Genomic DNA, 15,127 nt, shown 5'->3' on the forward strand with positions numbered 1-15,127 from the left:
ACGTTTTGACGATACTGGTCACTCTGAGAAGCGATTGTCCTCTTTGGGGTCATGAATACGGGAGCTCTTAGCCTCTTATTTAGAGGATATATTTAATTCATTATGTAATTGAAGAGCATCCTTAAACCCATGTAAATAGATTTCTCTTTCTAATATTGTATGAACAGAAAGGTCTGCGTCATCGTAAAGAAATAGAGTTTTATGCATATCCTGAGGTAGAAGCTCATGTAACTGTTTGAAGTAAAGATTTCGATCGGATGAGAATTGATTATAGATAGAGTTGTTTTTGAGAAGATCGCTATATAAAGCTTCAATTCGATTACGAATCAGCGAATCAAGTAAAACTTCTAAAGAATTGTGCATAGATGATCACCGTCCATTATGTTTTATTTTACGAACAAAAATTTAACTTATTGAATATTATTTTATCATAATGAAATCAATTCAGATAATGAAGGGGTACCAGATGATAAGTTATAAACCATTTCAAAAATTATTGATTGATCGAGATATTAAGAAACAAGATTTATTAAAAATTACGGGGATTTCATCGGCAACAATGGCAAAGTTGAATACGAATGAATATGTTTCGTTAGAAGTAATTGATAAATTATGTACGGCATTAGAATGCCAGCCTGGAGATTTATTGGAGCATAGAGCAGATTCCAAACAAAGTTAAAGGAGAAAAGAAGATTCTAGTCAATCAAACAAGCACCTTCATCGCGTAATATAGTTCATGCTTCGGCTCCTCACGGAGCCTTCGTCTGCTAGACGCATTTTATGAAAACGCTTCATAATATATATTCAACTACGTTGAACGTCATGATTACAGGAAGGTTAGATAAAATAATTGTTAGTGAGAGGAGAATTAAATGCATATTAGAGGAGTAATTCTTGAGGGGTACTCAAATGCCGGGAAGACATCAGTATTAAAAGCAAATAAACGATATCAATCACAAGAAAATTCATCACATCAGCAGCTTTCGAATGATGTTCGGTGTTCACTTCTGGAGCGAATCAAAAATTCCATTGATGCTGCAGGTGGAACGATAGAGAAACAACATAAGGTTGCTCTTTTTCTAGGGAAGAAAAAGGCCTAAGGATATATTGTTTTATTATTCCAATGAAGACAGGAGAGAACATATGAGTGATCCGCGTTCAACATACAGTATCCAAACGGCAGTGTTAAGTTTACAAGAGGAATTAGAGAGGTTAAAGATGCAGGCGGTGATGGGGTGGCCTAAAGAGTTCCGAAATCTAGAATGGTATGGTTTGAAAAATGGAATGCGTGTATTGGAGGTCGGAAGCGGACCAGGTTACATTACAGAGCAATTATTGAACAGTTTGCCAGACAGCGAGCTTACCTCGCTTGAGATTGATCGTTCACTGCAAGCACAAGCCAAAGAAAGGCTGAAAGCTGTTCCTTCCAAGCGATTGCAATTTGTAGAGTCTTCCATCTACCAGATGGATCTGCCTGATGATTATTTTGATTTTGTCGTGGCAAGACTTATCTTTCTTCACTTGAACAATCCTGATGAAGCTGCACGAGAGATATATCGTGTACTTAAGCCTGGCGGCCGTCTTGCCATTATTGATGTAGATGACGGCGTTTTTGGAGCTGTGAATCCTGACGTTCCTGCTTTGCATACGGTATTAATGAAAATTTCGGATGTTGTGGCACAACACGGCGGTAATCGCTTAATTGGCAGAAGTTTGCCACGTCTCCTTTCTGAGAGCGGATACATCGATGTTGACATTGATTCTGTCCTTCAACATAGTGATCTTTTAGGCATAGAAGGCTTTAAGCAGCAGTTTAATCTTAATCGCTTTGTACATTTTGCTGAAAAAGGTGTGATCAGTTCAGAGGAGTTTGCTCAGCTGCAACAAGCCTCTGATGCGATAAATCATTCGCCGGAAGCCTATGCCATGATGAATTTCATTACAGCTTGCGGCACGAAACCCTTGTAAGAGCTGTATACGTTTGAAATAAGCTTTACTTGCTCGGTGCTCGGACACTGTCTATGACAGACTAAGCTTCCTAAGAGACGGAGGATGGGAATGAATATCGCTCAAGCTTTCCAGGAAACTGTAGTGCAAGGAGATCATCAAGGTATGATTGATTTGCTAAAAGAATATGTACAATCCAGCAAGCTATCTGTCAACGAACGAGGTTGGGTCTTCTGGAATGTTTCAGATGGTTATGCCTTGTTAAAAGAGCCGGAACTGCTTTATGCCAATCACCGGGCATTCTTCGAATGGGGGAAAGAAAACCTCGCCCCCGAGCAGTTACACTGGATCGTTTCGGATTCGACACAAGCGTTGTCATTATCTCTGGGGAACTACTTTGATCATTGGATTGATTGGTACCGATATGCTTGTGATCATGCCCCGAAGTTGGATACCAACCGAGGTGTACGATTCGAGAGCCATCGGGCTTTGGATGGTTCGCTTGGGGTTTTGGAGAGATACAGTGAGATGGACAGTGTGCTTGAAAATATGATCCAGCTCATACAAGAAGATGAGACATGGTCCAATATTCTTTTTGCCCGAATTACATATAACAAACAGCGTATGACCAGGCTTTATCATGCCGGGGACGTTGTTGGAGTCGTAGCTCTTGTGAACGAAACGATGGACTGGATTGATGAAAGCAGTTATGAAGCACTGCGCATTTCAAGAAAAAATGAAGTGGTCGGCAGCTGGGAGGGTATGAATGTCTCCAGAAATTCGCAGAGAGATATCAACATTGCATTGAACAATTTGGCCTGTATTTTCACGGATATTGAAAGGTATGAGGAAAGTGTGAAATTGTTTATGCAAGTACAGGAACGTGGTCACCATCTGAATGCATATGGTTTTTCCAAATGGATATATTCGATCTGGAAAACAAGAGGGGCTGAGGCAGTTAAAGCTGCATTAGCAGCTAATGCAGCTTGTGAAATAACTGACCTTGTCAAACATACTCCTGAACTATCAGAGATCAAAGGTTTAGCATGAGGGATTGAAGTCTCAAGAGGTTTGCACAACAACGTGAAAGGAGTGATGTGATATGAGAAAAAATTCGTATATGAGTAGAAAAAATGGAGTTGCCAGAGGTGTTTTTGTCTAGCACAGAGGACCCAAGGAAGGGTTCCGAGGGATTCCCCTGTGTATTTTTCACGAGGAGGAATTTCAAACTATGATTCATTTAAAAGGTGTGTCGGTGGATAATTGGTATGCATGTACCCAACTGAATGTAACTGAAGAACAGAAAAAAAATTTTCCCGCGCCGGTTGTATATTGGATTGCTGAATCCAAGGTCGTGACCGATTTTCGGCCCATGGCCATCTATTTCGATTCGGATCTGGTTGGTTTTGCTGTTTACTCAGATAAGCCGGATCATGAGGATAACTATTGGCTACTTGCTCTAATGGTAGATACTAAATATCAGGGCAGAGGTTATGGAAGAGAAGCGTTGAGGAAGTTAATTGATTTAATGAAAGAATCGTTAAAATGCAAACGCATCATGATTGGACATAGGCCAGAAAATAGTATTGCCGGTAATTTGTACGAATCACTTGGTTTTCACAGCGTAAGTGAGGGATTGATCGATGGCGAAGTCGTTCGGCTTTTAAGATGCAAGTAGAGCCAAAACACACGCGATTTGGATAGTAGGGGAGGTAGCATATCATTGAAGCATTTGCACATTATTTTCTCATTACTCTTTATCATGTTAGGAATTGTGATTATTACGATCTCGAAGATGATTGAAGAGGTGATTCCCAAGCTAGGGTATGCAGCATTCCAGTCAGCAGCAGCAGCAGGCAGTTATACTCCTAATGATTAACAAGTGAATTTTGAACTTAATTATTGGATCGGGGCTATATGCATTTTGGGTGGCGTCGTCTGTTTATTGACTAGAATGAATTGGCTTCAGAACTCCATTCGTGAAATGAATTTAAGAAACAAAGCGTTTGATGAAACTCATCATGATGACGATACTAGAGAACTGAAATAGGATATGATATGACATAAAAAAGAAAGGGCAGATCGACATGATTATATTCCAATACTTTGAACCGGAAGATTTTGATCAACTAATCGAATGGAGTGGCGATGAAGCGTTTCTGCTCCAGTGGGCAGGGCCTGGCTTTCATTATCCACTTTCCAAGGAACAGTTATCTGATTATTTGCATGGTGCGAATGATAAGAGCACTTCAAATAAGTTCATTTATAAAGTGATGGATGAATCGACTCAGGAGATTGTGGGCCATATTGCTCTTGGCGGTATCGATCGATATAATCGTTCAGGGCGTATCGGTAAGGTGCTTGTTGGCAAGCCATATCAGGGTAAAGGCTATGGGAAGCAAATGATCGATGAGGCACTTCGAATTGGATTTGAAGAGGAGAAGCTACACCGGATCAGCCTGGGCGTATTTGATTTTAATATCTCAGCCATTCAATGTTATGAAAAAGCGGGCTTTGTACAAGAAGGACTTATTCGTGATGCGAGAAGATATGAAGATACATTCTGGAATCTTATCGAGATGAGCATATTAGAAAATGAATGGAAAAAATAGCTTCTCAAAAGGGATCATCATACTTGAGAGTCATCTCTCTTGAGAAACACTTCGATTAACGGATGTAATAACTGCGTGTACGAAGTGGAAAGGGGATGTCCGCCTGTCATTCTGATGACAGGCGGACATCCCTTAATTACTTCCTTCCTGGTTAAGTTCAGTGATCCCCGTATCTATGAATTCCTCTACAGGCAGACCTTCACTTGCAAGGAACAAGGTCTCAATCATCTTCGCTCCCCAGACACCTTCATTCTGCGATATCACGGCGGACAATTGACCATTCAGCAGTCCATTTTCACTGGTGGGGCTGTCACCGAAAGCTATTAAATGCCGCTTTAGGCCTTTTGCTTTCCAGATCAAGGTAGAGGCAGACACCGAAACAAAATCTAGCCCTACGATCGCGTTAAAGTGAGGGTGTGCATGAATCATGTTTTCCATATCATCCATGGCTCGATCTTCGTTCCCTTGATTGTACTTCACATCCAATATTTCAATGGCTGTCTCATTGCTGATATAGTCAATAAACCCGTTAAGCCGCTGCTGTAAACCCTGCATATCCTCTAAGCCATTCTCGACAAGAATCATGCCTTGATTATTCAGCAGCTTCGTTGTCGTCATCGCGAATTGACGGCCTGTGCGATAGTTATCGGCACCCACATAAGCGGTTCGATGGCTGGATGGGGCATCTGATTCAAATGTGATTACAGGGATACCCGCAGCTTGTGCTTTATTAATAACGGGTGTTAATGCAGTAGCATCTACAGGTGAAATGGCAATTCCATCCACGTTTTGCTTGATCATGTTCTCCATGATACGGATTTGTTGTTCTGTATTGGCTTCATCAGGGGCGTTGACCGCTAACGTGATATTGTGTTTGCCAGCAGACTCCGTTGCATCCATTGTAATCATTTCATACGTTGGATACGTCATAGGGTAAATAATACCGAATGTTTTGCCCTTGGTCGATTTCTCCATGGAGGTAGTTACATGAGGTGTTATGGCCTGTTGCTTCGGATGAATGTAGATTGAACCGGATGTAATCACCATGGCGAGTAGCATCATTAATATGAGTAAGAGTACAGATTTGAATTTATTCATACAATGGCTCTTTTTTCTTATCTAATAATCTGACCTGGATTTCCTCAGACCCTTGGGTTCGGTACTCTCTTGGCGTAAAACCAGTCGTTTTCTTGAATATATTGGAAAAATAGTGAGAATCGTTGTAACCAACTTTAAAAGCAATCTCAAAGGTCTTATTGCTGGTTGTTTTCAGCAGTTCTTTGGCTTTGCCGATTCTTATTTGGGTTAAGTGTTCTGTTATGGTTTGACCGGTTTCTTGGCTGAAAATTTTGCTTAGATGACTTGGACTGATTTTGACATGTGCAGAGATCGTCTTTAACGAGACCTGTTCGTTATTATATTGGTGTGACACATATTCTTTAACCTGATCAATGACATCACTGTATTTTCCGGAAGATTCTGCTCTTCTCTGCCATAATTGATTTAATAGAGAGCATAGATATTGGACGCATTCTTCCCAGCAGGTAATCTTTTGAATCGTCTGCTGGAGGTATGTAATGTTCTCATCTGGAAGGGCACCCATTCGGAATAGCTGATTCGCCATTCGAAATGATTCCAAGGTAAGGTCGTTCAACAAATAAAAGCCATAAGATGAGGACTTCCAGTCGATGGACTGCATTGGAGTGGCAAACTCCTGCACAAAATGGTCACGCATGTTAGGAGTGCCGATTTTCAGAAATTCAAGAAACCGATTCCTGTCGAGAAAAAGGATCATTTTCTCATCAAAGTTTACCTCACGGAGCGAGGCCTTGTTCTGATGGGTGAGACGGGTAATATATTTATCTTCATCCGCTTCCAAATACGAGACATGGATACCTTGTAGACGCTCCTGAGTGCTGCCAATACCCAGAATGATGTTACAATTGAACTTATGTTCAAGTTCTAGTCGAACCTGCCCTCCAAGTTGTTCCAAATAAACGGATATGCTGTCTTCAGAACCACACTTGAGTAGAAGAACTAGCTCGGTCCGGCTTCGGATATAGGGAAGCAGCTCTACGTGGGGATCACGCGTTTCCTCCAGTACTCGAAGGATCTTGTTCGATAGTGATTCGGAATCTTGAGAATCATCTGTTCGTCGCACGTCAAAAATGACAATCGTATAGAAACGTGCAGAGAGAGGGAGAGAGAGTCGTTTGGCTGATTCAATCGCATCGGTTGTACCGATAAGACCACCACACAGATCAGCAAGCAGTTTTTCTTTCGTAATCGTTCGGCTAGTCATTCGTTGTTGTTCTTCATCTATTTTCTGGCTGACCTTATGGAGGATCTGAATGAGTTCTGTAGCGCTAATGGGCTTCAGACAGTACTCGGTAACACCAAGTCTGATTGCCTCTTGGGCATAGCTGAATTCATCATGACCGCTCATGATAATGATTTTGATATCTGGCTTCTGTGTGCGTACAATGGAGGTGAGTTCTAACCCGTTCATGAATGGCATTTTAATGTCCGTGATCAGAATATCAGGAGCCCACTCATCGATTAATGGTAATGCAAGCTCTCCATCTGATGCATCCCCGCAATAATGAAAACCTTCCTTTTCCCAATCTACGCAGTTGCGTATATTCTCTCGGATTCCGATTTCGTCATCTACAATCATGACCTTTTTCAACGGTTAACCCCCTTGCTTTTTGGGATACGAATCATAAACGTGCTACCTTCCATATACGTACTTTCCATTTCAACGCCATAGGATTGTCCGAAATAGAGCCGAATCCGGTGATGTACATTGAGCAGACCAAATCCGCCTTCCTGCTCGCCATCCAGGAGTGAACGGCTGCCTACCGGCTTTTCCAGTTCTTCACGTAATTGTGCCAGTCGATCAGCAGGCATGCCAATTCCGTTGTCTTGCACGGTGAGAATGATGCTCGTACCCTCCACATATCCCTGTATTGAGATTAATCCTTGACCGCGTTTGTTCTTAATGCCATGGTAAAGTGCGTTCTCAATTAAGGGTTGCAGCGTCATTTTTAAGATCGGATAATCCTGAAGCTCGTTGTCTACCTTAATTTCGTATTTCAGAATATCGTGATACCTCATCTGTTGAATGACCAGATAATTCCGGGCATGTTCAAGCTCGGTTTGGATGGACACCCAGTCAAATCCTTGGTTCAGACTCAAACGAAAGAACTTCGAAAGGGCTTGTACAAGTTGGATCACACTTTCTTTTTTCTCCGCTTCGGCCATCCATATAATGGATTCCAACGTGTTATATAGAAAATGAGGATTGATCTGTGCCTGTAGTGTACGTAATTCAGCTATTTTTACCTGTTCATTTTCTCTAATGCTCTTATCGATCAGCGTTTTGATCTTCTCCAGCATAATATTGAAACTCTTGCCCAAATCAGCGATTTCGTCCGACCCCGTTGGTGTGACCTTGGCCTCCAAGTAACCGTTCGCAGCTTTACGCATCTTGTTCATCAGAATCTGGATAGGAAGAATAAGTCGATTATTCAGGAAAAAATATAAAGAAATAGCAAAGAATGCGCTTAACAAAACACTGATGATGATCAGTTGCCGGATGCCATTGGCCTCTGCAATGATCTCCTGAAAAGGAGCAACCCCGATAATTTTCCATCCGGTCTGTTTCGAAGTGCTATATACGACAAACTGAGGCTTCGATCTCGCGGACAGGATGAAGCTGTCGTGCTGTGAATTTAAGGGTAGCGGTCTGATCTGATCTATAATTGCACTGGAAGCCCGGTTAGCGGTCGGCCTAAAAAGAGTGGTTCCGTGTTGATCATTAATATAGAAAAAGCCGGAATCCTTGATGGTGGTATTCTTCAAAAATTCATCAATCAGCGAATCGTTCAAATCAATCACAATAAACCCGATGACCTCATGTGTAATTCGTTCTTTGACCGTTGTGATAATTGAAAGCGCATTCTGTTTAGGGTAAGCAAACCCATCAAGTCTATTATTTTCTGCGGATGGTGCAGAATGAGGGATTCGCAGAATGGCATCCGGGTACTGTACCAGATACTGAAAATAAGGATTACGAAGCGGATTTCGTTCCAGCTTAAAAATACCTTTTCGTTCACTGATACCTTTTCCATAGAAATTAACGAACGAGATATTGAGTACCTTGTCGTATTTGTATGTCTCCCGATAGAGATTGTATGTCTGAAGGATCGCTTTGGCTTCTGGATAGGACTCCGATTGAGAGTATAAATACTGAAGTACTTGCGGATTCTTACCCAGTTCTAAAAGCCGTTCCGTATCTTCAAACATGATGTCTATGTTTCTGGCGAGTTGGTCAGCAACCAGTTGCGTAGAGGCCTTGTTATGATTGGAAACGACAGTATAAGATTTGTGGTACGAAATTAATCCAACCACGATCAATGGTACAGAAATGAGGATGATGAACATGCTGAGTAATTTAAGCCGGAGGCTTGAAGCAATCCATTGAATCAGTTTCAACGTATTTCACTCCATCTGAATTGATCCAAAATGTACCACTATTATAACATGATTTTCAATGATTAAAGAGAATCACTAAATAGTACACAATTAAACAAAGAAAGTACACATTTTTAGAATCACCCTTCTATAATTGCTAAAATATTACATAAAAAACGCATGAGATTCCATATTAGAGCAGGACGGAAGCAGTCTATAATGTGGTCACACCACAAGGTGAACTAAAAAAAGGGAGGATCACAACAACATGCGAAGCAAAAAAAAGTGGGGACTTGCGATAACATTGGCTATGGTGATGCTTGTAAGCGCGGGATGTAACAGCACCAATGGAGGAACAACTTCAAACGATACGACCTCAAAGAGCGGAAATAACAGTGCACCTGCCAGTGCTAAGACGATTACACTCGGTTTTTCCCAGGTGGGAGCGGAGAGTGGTTGGCGTTCAGCGAATACCAAATCGATTCAGGATTCAGCTAAAGAAGTGGGCTATGATTTGAAATTCTCAGACGCTCAACAGAAACAGGAGAATCAAATTAAAGCATTGCGATCCTTCATTCAGCAGAAGGTGACGGTGATCGCCTTTTCACCCGTAGTTGAATCTGGTTGGGATACTGTATTGAAGGAAGCAAAAGATGCAGGTATTCCCGTGATTTTGACGGACCGTGCTGTTGATTCCCCAGATACATCACTTTACAAGACATTTATTGGCTCCGACTTCGTGGAAGAAGGACGCAAAGCAGGTCAATGGCTCAATGACAAATACAAGGATACGCAAGAGGAAATCAATATCGTTGAGTTGCAAGGTACAACTGGCTCCGCACCAGCTAACGATCGTCAGGAAGGTTTTATGGAATTAATCGGTGCTAATACCAACCTTAAAGTCATTGCTTCGCAATCGGGCGACTTTACTCGTGCTAAAGGCAAAGAAGTCATGCAAGCCTTCCTCAAAGCACACAAAAAAATAGATGTTCTTTACGCACACAATGACGATATGGCGCTTGGTGCAATTCAAGCGATTGAAGCTGCAGGATTGAAACCAGGTGTAGATATCACGATCATTTCCGTAGATGCCGTGAAGGATGGTATGCAGGCAGCGGCTGACGGCAAAATTAACTTTATCGTAGAATGCAATCCACTACTTGGGCCTCAATTAATGGAAGCGGTTCAATCTGTAGTGGACGGGAAAGAGATCGAAGCTCGGATCGTAACGGATGAAACGACCTTTACATCAGAACAAGCCAAAGAAGCACTACCGACACGCGAATATTAAAAGCAGATTCGTATAACAACGAAAAGTCATTTTCGACTTGGCAGTCGCTAAATGACTTTTTTCATAACAAAGGAGAGGGTTATATGGCCGATCTTACACCCATTCTACAAATGACGGAGATCACCAAACGTTTTCCAGGGGTTAAGGCGCTATCCAACGTAAGTTTCCGCCTGTTTCCGGGAGAGATTCATGCCTTGATGGGTGAGAACGGAGCGGGAAAGTCAACGTTGATTAAAGTGCTGACGGGTGTTTATTCCATTGACGAAGGAACGGTGACTATGGAGAACCGTGTCCTTTCGATTTCCGGTCCGCTGGAAGCACAGAAGGCGGGCATCAGCACCGTGTATCAAGAGGTTAATCTTTGCCTTAACTTAACGGTGGCTGAGAACATTTTCATTGGGCGGGAGCCGATGAGATTTGGCAAAATTAATTGGAAGCAAATGAACAGAGATGCGGAGAGCATTCTACGCGAAAGACTAAATCTAGCCATCGATGTTAAGGTTCCTCTACAGTCGTATTCGGTTGCAATACAGCAACTAATCGCTATTGCAAGAGCACTCAGTATCTCAGCGAAAGTACTCATTCTGGATGAACCAACGTCCAGTCTCGACAAGAACGAGGTTCAGCAACTATTCCGAATTATGCACAAACTGAAGAGTGAAGGTCTCGCAATTCTTTTCGTGACCCATTTTCTCGATCAGGTGTACGAAATGTCGGATCGTCTAACGGTGCTCCGTAACGGTGAGTTGGAAGGAGAGTACATAGCAGCAGAACTTCCACGCATGGAGCTGGTGACCAAGATGATCGGCAAGGAACTCAAATTGCTCGAAGAGCTTCCGAAGGAGTCTGGCGAAACGAAGGTGGAGGCGAAGGCGGGAGATATGTTGATTACCGCTACTGGACTTGGACGCAAGGGAGCTATTGATCCGTTCGATCTGGAGATTCGCAAGGGAGAAGTCGTTGGTCTGGCTGGACTATTGGGATCGGGTCGTACCGAGATTGCTCGTCTCTTTTTTGGGGCAGATCGTCCAGACGAAGGCAAGCTAATTGTTGCGGATACAGGAAGCCCAGTCAAGTCGCCGCGTCATGCGATTGATCAGCGAATCGCATTTTGCTCCGAGAATCGTAAAACGGAAGGGATCATCGATGATTTGACCATCAGGGAGAACATTATACTGGCATTACAGGCGACACGAGGCTGGTCCAAACCCATCTCTCGTAAGAAGCAGGATGAGATTGCTGAAAAGTACATCAACCTGCTCAATATCCATCCGAAGAACCCGGAGCAGCTGATTAAAAATCTAAGCGGTGGCAATCAGCAAAAGGTGCTGCTTGCCCGGTGGTTGCTTATGAATCCGGATCTCTTGATTCTCGATGAACCTACACGTGGAATTGATATTGGTGCAAAGGCCGAAATACAGAAGCTCGTACTCTCGCTGTCGAAGCAAGGCATGAGCGTTCTGTTCATTTCCTCGGAGATGGAAGAAGTAATTCGTGTTAGCGATCGGGTATCCGTACTTCGCGACCGGAAAAAAGTGAAAGAGCTCAGCGGAGATCAGATCAATCAACAGCAAATTATGAAAGCCATGGCAGGAGGTTGAAATAATGCTGGGCAAGATGCGTAAACATCATTTGTTTTGGCCATTATGTATGCTTGGTTTACTCTTAATATTTAATTTGTTATACTCACCCGATTTTTTCTCGCTCGTTATGCGCGAAGGGAATCTGTATGGCAGTTTAATCGATATTCTCAATTTTGGAGCCCCTTTAATTCTCGTATCCATCGGCATGACGTTAGTTATCGCTACCGGAGGTATCGATTTGTCCGTAGGCTCTATAGTAGCCATCTCCGGTGCAGTCGCTTGTATGACGATCAGTAAAGGAACGGACCAGAACTCGTTGTGGTTAGTGCTTGGTGCACTTGGATTATCGATGGGTCTCTCTCTGCTATTGGGCGTATGGAATGGGGCCCTTGTATCGGTTGCCCGGATCCAGCCGATTATTGGGACTCTAATTCTGATGGTGGCGGGACGGGGTATCGCGCAATTGATCACAAGTGGACAGATCATTACCGTATCCAATGCCAAATACCAATATATCGGCGCTGGCTCGCTTGCAGCTTTGCCGTTCTCCATTTTTATTGTATTGACTGTACTGCTGATTGCATCTTTACTCACGAGAAAAACGGCACTTGGACTATTTATTGAATCGGTCGGAAGCAACGCTAATGCCAGCCGACTGGCAGGTATTCGTTCGAATACAGTGATCCTCATGGTCTATGTCTTCTGTGGTCTCTGTGCCGGAATTGCTGGACTAATTCTCAGTTCCAATGTATCCAGTGCTGACGGAAACAACGCAGGTTTGTGGTATGAACTGGATGCCATACTTGCTGTCGTTATCGGTGGAACTTCTCTCAATGGGGGTCGCTTCTATCTGATGGGTACCGTTGTTGGAGCACTCATTATCCAAACCCTAACAACGACGATTTATATGATTGGGGTACCGCCAGAAGTTACGCTGGTTGTAAAAGCCTTTGTTGTATTGGCCGTATGCCTGATTCAATCGGACTCATTCCGCAAGTCGATTGTGATCCGCCTTAAAAAGCGGAAGTTTCCAGCTGAACAGGGGGTCAACCGCCATGTCTCTTAATCGAAAGTATCTCCCGGTCTTGGTCACTTTCGGCTTGTTGGCCGTGATGTTTGCCATAGGCTCTTTCCGTTATACCGGATTTTTTTCATTGCAGGTACTGTTTAATCTCTTCATTGATAACGCCTTCTTAATTATTACGGCGATTGGGATGACCTTTGTTATTGTATCGGGAGGAATCGACCTGTCGGTGGGTTCTGTCATTGCTCTGACAACCATAATCAGTGCAAGTTTAGTAGAAAAGCAAGGCTGGTCGCCTCTCATTGTCATCCCGATGGTGCTTGTCTTAGGGGCATTATTTGGCACATTAATGGGGGCAATTATTCATTATTTTAAAATCCAGCCCTTTATCGTGACGCTAGCAGGCATGTTTCTGGCACGGGGACTATGTTATGTCATTAGTATCGATACCATTACGATCACCAACTCGTTTTACACGACAGTTGCCCAAGCGAAGATTCCGCTGCCCGGTGGCAGCTTCGTTTCGATCAATGTGATCCTTGCCCTGATCATCGTACTGCTCGCGATCTATCTTGCACACTACACCCGTTTCGGGCGCAACGTTTACGCCATTGGCGGAAGCGAACAGTCCGCAATGCTCATGGGACTGCCGGTTGCACGCACGAAAATTTTAGTGTACACATTCAGTGGCTTTTGCTCCGCGCTCGCAGGCGTAGTCTTTACGTTCTATATGTTATCTGGTTATGGATTACACGCCATGGGTCTCGAACTTGATACCATCGCGGCAGTCGTGATTGGAGGAACATTACTTACAGGTGGTGTGGGCTATGTTGCGGGAACCTTTATTGGCGTATTGATACAGGGTTCTATTCAAACTATAATTAGCTTCGAAGGCACACTTAGCTCATGGTGGACCAAGATTGTGATTGGCTTGATGTTGTTTGTGTTTATTTTGTTCCAAAGACTGCTTAGTGGGCGGCGAATATCCGCCAAATCAACACACTAAGTTGGTTGTAGAAAATAACAGGGAGGGGGATGGATTCGTGAAGAGATATATGAATTGGTTGTGCTTATTATTCCTGCTATTGCTTGCCGGTTGCACAACACATGAGTCTGATCCAGTTCCTCTTCCTGTTTCATCCAACGAAGAATCCCTCCCATCTGTTGATGACTGGATGCAATCGTCAGTACTCAAGGACACCTCCAGGAAACCCATTATCTTGGGTTTCTCCCAACTGGGCAGAGAGAGTGCCTGGCGTATGGCGAACTCTATGTCTATTCGAGATGCCGCTGCTGAATCTGGAATTTCCCTCATCATGAAAAATGCGGAACAGTCTCAGACGAAACAGTTCGAGGCTGTTCGGTCTTTCATCAAACAGAAGGTTGATGTCATTGCGATTGCACCGGTTGTGGAATCTGGCTGGGATGAACTTCTTCAGGAGGCCAAGATTGCTGGGATACCCGTGATCATCGTAGACCGGTCCGTGGATGTCAAGGATACCTCACTTTTTGTGACGACGATTGGATCGGACTTCTATGAGGAAGGTGTGAAGGCTGGTAAGTATGTGCTGGATCACATGCGACATGTTCCGGGAACGATTCGAATTGCTGAATTGCAGGGTACAAGTGGATCTACCCCTTCAATCCAGCGTGGAGAGGGCTTTAGAAGTATCATGGACACCAGAGAGGATATCATTTTCTCGCAAAGTGCTCCTGCGGATTTTACGGAAGACCAAGGGAAGCAAGTCATGAAAGATTTCCTTCAAGTTCCGGAAGAGGAAAGGCCGCAAGTTCTTTTTGCCCATAATGATGAAATGGCTTTTGGCGCCATACAGGCGATCGAAGAGGTTGGTTTGAAACCAGGGGAGGACATCGTCATTGTCTCGGTAGACGGCTCTCGTAAAGCACTGGAAATTCTGGCGAGCGGGCAGATCAACGCTGTGGTAGAATGCAACCCATTGCTTGGTCCTCAGCTCATGCAGGCGACGAAAGAGATTATTACAGGTCGTACACTTCCTAAGCGAATGGTGCCGCCGGAGGATATCTTTACACAGGAGAGTGCTAAACGAGAGATGCATAACAGGCGATTCTAGTGGGTCGTTATTCTGGCTTTCGAAATAGAGAGTGAAAATAGAACATTTTGGATAAAATTCAATTTACTTTAAATACATAGATCGTATATACTAAATTCAAC

The 15,127-nt window shown here is 43.4% G+C and carries 15 protein-coding genes; 12 read left to right on the forward strand and 3 right to left on the reverse strand.

The features are described 5' to 3' along the window. Positions 1 to 466: 466 nt before the first annotated feature. The 7 genes from C0Q44_RS26350 to C0Q44_RS26375 all read left to right on the forward strand — a co-directional run bounded on the left by C0Q44_RS26350 (position 467) and on the right by C0Q44_RS26375 (position 4,559). Positions 467 to 679, forward strand: a complete 213-nt coding sequence (locus C0Q44_RS26350) for a helix-turn-helix domain-containing protein (protein WP_105410128.1) — start codon at positions 467 to 469, stop codon at positions 677 to 679. 193 nt (positions 680 to 872) lie between these two features. Then, the gene (locus tag C0Q44_RS26355; protein WP_105410129.1) at positions 873 to 1,100 is read left to right on the forward strand and encodes a hypothetical protein; all 228 of its coding nucleotides are present in this window, start codon (positions 873 to 875) and stop codon (positions 1,098 to 1,100) included. A 43-nt stretch (positions 1,101 to 1,143) separates the two neighbouring features. Continuing rightward, positions 1,144 to 1,968, forward strand: a complete 825-nt coding sequence (locus tag C0Q44_RS26360; protein ID WP_105410130.1) for a methyltransferase domain-containing protein — start codon at positions 1,144 to 1,146, stop codon at positions 1,966 to 1,968. A 90-nt stretch (positions 1,969 to 2,058) separates the two neighbouring features. Beyond that, positions 2,059 to 2,997 (forward strand): hypothetical protein, encoded by a 939-nt coding sequence (locus tag C0Q44_RS26365; protein ID WP_105410131.1) that lies wholly within the window; start codon positions 2,059 to 2,061, stop codon positions 2,995 to 2,997. Between the two features lie 181 nt (positions 2,998 to 3,178). Further along, positions 3,179 to 3,625: a GNAT family N-acetyltransferase gene (locus tag C0Q44_RS26370; protein ID WP_105410132.1), complete on the forward strand. Its 447-nt coding sequence runs from the start codon at positions 3,179 to 3,181 to the stop codon at positions 3,623 to 3,625. 45 nt (positions 3,626 to 3,670) lie between these two features. After that, on the forward strand, positions 3,671 to 3,826 hold the full coding sequence (locus C0Q44_RS30410) for a hypothetical protein (protein ID WP_181151180.1): 156 nt from the start codon (positions 3,671 to 3,673) through the stop codon (positions 3,824 to 3,826). Positions 3,827 to 4,034: 208 nt separating this feature from the next. Further along, positions 4,035 to 4,559, forward strand: coding sequence for a GNAT family N-acetyltransferase (locus C0Q44_RS26375; protein ID WP_105410133.1), 525 nt, complete (start codon positions 4,035 to 4,037; stop codon positions 4,557 to 4,559). Between the two features lie 132 nt (positions 4,560 to 4,691). Here C0Q44_RS26375 and C0Q44_RS26380 read toward each other — a convergent pair whose 3' ends face one another. The 3 genes from C0Q44_RS26380 to C0Q44_RS26390 are packed head-to-tail and all read right to left on the reverse strand — an operon-like array spanning position 4,692 to position 9,056. Then, positions 4,692 to 5,657 (reverse strand): sugar ABC transporter substrate-binding protein, encoded by a 966-nt coding sequence (locus C0Q44_RS26380; RefSeq protein WP_105410134.1) that lies wholly within the window; start codon positions 5,655 to 5,657, stop codon positions 4,692 to 4,694. After that, positions 5,650 to 7,248 carry a response regulator gene (locus tag C0Q44_RS26385; RefSeq protein WP_105410135.1) on the reverse strand — a complete coding sequence of 533 codons (1,599 nt, stop codon included), beginning with the start codon at positions 7,246 to 7,248 and terminating at the stop codon, positions 5,650 to 5,652. Before C0Q44_RS26385 ends, C0Q44_RS26380 begins: the two co-directional genes overlap by 8 nt. Continuing rightward, a complete protein-coding gene (locus C0Q44_RS26390) occupies positions 7,245 to 9,056 on the reverse strand; it encodes a cache domain-containing sensor histidine kinase (RefSeq protein WP_105410136.1) in 1,812 nt (603 codons plus the stop codon). The genes C0Q44_RS26385 and C0Q44_RS26390 overlap by 4 nt, the downstream gene beginning before the upstream one ends. 247 nt (positions 9,057 to 9,303) lie before the next feature. On the opposite strand from C0Q44_RS26390, the gene C0Q44_RS26395 reads away from it, so the two are divergent. The 5 genes from C0Q44_RS26395 (at position 9,304) to C0Q44_RS26415 (ending at position 15,026) form a co-directional block, all read left to right on the forward strand. Continuing rightward, positions 9,304 to 10,326, forward strand: a complete 1,023-nt coding sequence (locus C0Q44_RS26395) for an ABC transporter substrate-binding protein (RefSeq protein WP_105410137.1) — start codon at positions 9,304 to 9,306, stop codon at positions 10,324 to 10,326. An 83-nt stretch (positions 10,327 to 10,409) separates the two neighbouring features. Further along, positions 10,410 to 11,927: a sugar ABC transporter ATP-binding protein gene (locus tag C0Q44_RS26400; protein ID WP_105410138.1), complete on the forward strand. Its 1,518-nt coding sequence runs from the start codon at positions 10,410 to 10,412 to the stop codon at positions 11,925 to 11,927. Between the two features lie 4 nt (positions 11,928 to 11,931). Next, positions 11,932 to 12,975, forward strand: coding sequence for an ABC transporter permease (locus C0Q44_RS26405; RefSeq protein ID WP_105410139.1), 1,044 nt, complete (start codon positions 11,932 to 11,934; stop codon positions 12,973 to 12,975). After that, positions 12,965 to 13,939, forward strand: coding sequence for a galactofuranose ABC transporter, permease protein YjfF (gene yjfF, locus C0Q44_RS26410; protein ID WP_105410140.1), 975 nt, complete (start codon positions 12,965 to 12,967; stop codon positions 13,937 to 13,939). The genes C0Q44_RS26405 and yjfF overlap by 11 nt, the downstream gene beginning before the upstream one ends. Positions 13,940 to 13,988: 49 nt before the next feature. Beyond that, positions 13,989 to 15,026 carry an ABC transporter substrate-binding protein gene (locus tag C0Q44_RS26415; RefSeq protein WP_258166563.1) on the forward strand — a complete coding sequence of 346 codons (1,038 nt, stop codon included), beginning with the start codon at positions 13,989 to 13,991 and terminating at the stop codon, positions 15,024 to 15,026. The last annotated feature ends 101 nt before the right edge of the window (positions 15,027 to 15,127 follow it).

The organism is Paenibacillus sp. PCH8, from assembly GCF_002968835.1.
In the GTDB taxonomy this organism is placed as follows: Bacteria; Bacillota; Bacilli; order Paenibacillales; family Paenibacillaceae; genus Paenibacillus.